We start from the raw sequence: 1,817 nt of genomic DNA, 5'->3' as shown, positions 1-1,817 counted from the left end.
CGCACTCGCCGCCGCGCCGGTCGCTATCGCCCTCGTTCTCGGCGGTGTCGGCGGTCTCGCCCGGGGGCTCCGGTAGCGCGACCACGCGGGCGTTTCGGCCGAGACCGGAGCGTCGTTTCCGGCGCTGAGTAGCCCTCAGTCGGAACCGAAGGAGACGTCACCGCCCGTGCTACGAAGATCGCACGTTTCTCCCCTAGTGGCTGTGGAGTTCGTAGTTTCGCTACGATCTTCGTAAGCGGTAAGTCGACGCGGAGAGACCCCAGTACATGGACGACCTTGACCGTCGGATCCTGTCGATCCTCCGACGGGACGCACGCACCCCGTACACCGAGATCGCCGACCGTGTCGGCACGTCCGAGGGGACGGTCCGCAATCGGGTCGATCGGCTGACAGACGAGGGGATAATCGAGCGGTTCACGGTGACGACCCGCACCGGTAACGTGAAAGCGATGATCGAGATCTCGGTAGAGATGAACGTCAACACCGCCGCGGTCGGCGAGCGGATGGTGGAGTGGGAGGAGGTCGACTTCGTCTGGCAGGTGTCCGGCGAGGAGGATATCGTCCTCGTCGTCGACGCCGTCGACACCCGCGCGGTCAACGAGCTCATCACGCAGGCGCGGGAGCTTGACGAGGTCAAATCAACGAAGACGCGGCTGATCCTCGACGAGCGACTGGGCTGATCGTCGGCAAACGGATCGGTCGGCCCCGGAGCGACCGTTTCGTCAGCTCTCGTCGTCGCCGCCGTCGCCCCCGGACGCCGGTTCGACGTCGAGGTCGAGCGACCGCTTCTCCGCGAGCTCGCGTTCGAGGGCACCGCGCTCCCAGTTCCGGAGCGCGTCGCCCTCGACTTCCGCGTGGAGCTTCTCCTCGATGAGATCGATCGCGACGCTGTTCGCTCCCTCCGGGATGATCAGGTCGGCGTGACTCTTCGACGGCTCGATGAACCGCTCGTGCATCGGTTTCACCGTCGAGAGGTACTGGTCGATGACGCCCTCCAGGTCGCGACCGCGGTCGAGCACGTCTCGACGGATCCGCCGGAGTATCCGCACGTCCGCGTCCGTCTCCACGTACAGCCTGAGGTCCATCATCGCGTTGATCTCCTCGTCGTACAGCGCCAGGATCCCCTCCAACACGATGACGTCCGTCGGCTCGACGGTGACCCGCTCCTCCTTCCGGTTGTGGATCTCGAAATCGTACTGCGGCATCTCGATCGACTGTCCCTCCAACAGCGATTCGAGGTGCTCCCGGAGGAGCGACCACTCGAACGCCGATGGGTGGTCGTAGTTGACCTCCTGGCGCTCCTCGAAGGAGAGCCCGGAGAGGTCCTCGTAGTAATTGTCGAGCGGGATCCGGGTGACGTCGTCGCCGAGGTTCCGGGTGACGAGCCGCGAGACGGTCGTCTTACCCGCCCCGGTCCCGCCGGCGATGCCGATCACGAACGAGGGGATGGTCATACCGGCGTTGTGCGACCGGAGCGCTTCAAGCCTCCCTTTCCGGTCCGGCCCGTAATAGGGAGCTCGACAGTGACGGCCCTCTACCGCTTCGAACTGCCGTGGACCGTCACGACGCGCGTTTTCGGTCCAGAGCATGTCGTATGTGCGCGTGAGTCATAACGGTACCGGGGGCACCTTTTAGCCGCTCGCCCCGGATCGATCGACCATGCGTACAGATACCACGGTTCGTGACGTGATGCATCGGGAGTTCCTCGGCGCGAGCGAGTCGGACGCGCTCACGGAGGCGGCCGCCCTACTGGTCGAGGAGGTGACCGACTGCGCGGTGGTCCTCCGGGGGGGCGAGGCGGTCGGCCGGCTCGCGGC

2 protein-coding genes and 1 pseudogene are annotated in these 1,817 nt (G+C 65.8%); 2 read left to right on the top strand and 1 reads right to left on the bottom strand.

From position 1 onward, the window contains the following. Positions 1-266 precede the first annotated feature (266 nt). Entirely contained in the window at positions 267-680 is a 414-nt protein-coding gene (locus ACFQEU_RS15380; protein ID WP_379783583.1) for an Lrp/AsnC family transcriptional regulator, read from the top strand. Between the two features lie 42 nt (positions 681-722). Here ACFQEU_RS15380 and udk read toward each other — a convergent pair whose 3' ends face one another. Next, on the bottom strand, positions 723-1,454 hold the full coding sequence (gene udk, locus ACFQEU_RS15375) for a uridine kinase (RefSeq protein ID WP_379783581.1): 732 nt from the start codon (positions 1,452-1,454) through the stop codon (positions 723-725). A 205-nt stretch (positions 1,455-1,659) separates the two neighbouring features. On the opposite strand from udk, the pseudogene ACFQEU_RS15370 reads away from it, so the two are divergent. Then, positions 1,660-1,817, top strand: a pseudogene (locus ACFQEU_RS15370) (CBS domain-containing protein); the annotation flags it as partial.

The sequence above is a fragment of the Halorubrum tibetense genome (assembly GCF_042661865.1).
Lineage (GTDB): Archaea > Halobacteriota > Halobacteria > Halobacteriales > Haloferacaceae > Halorubrum > Halorubrum tibetense.
This window is presented reverse-complemented; position numbering and strand designations above follow the sequence as displayed.

Bases quoted from the DNA above. Each gene is read 5' to 3' on its own strand.
- udk (WP_379783581.1), bottom strand. From the start codon at position 1,454: ATGACCATCCCCTCGTTCGTGATCGGCATCGCCGGCGGGACCGGGGCG.
- ACFQEU_RS15380 (WP_379783583.1), top strand. From the start codon at position 267: ATGGACGACCTTGACCGTCGGATCCTGTCGATCCTCCGACGGGACGCA.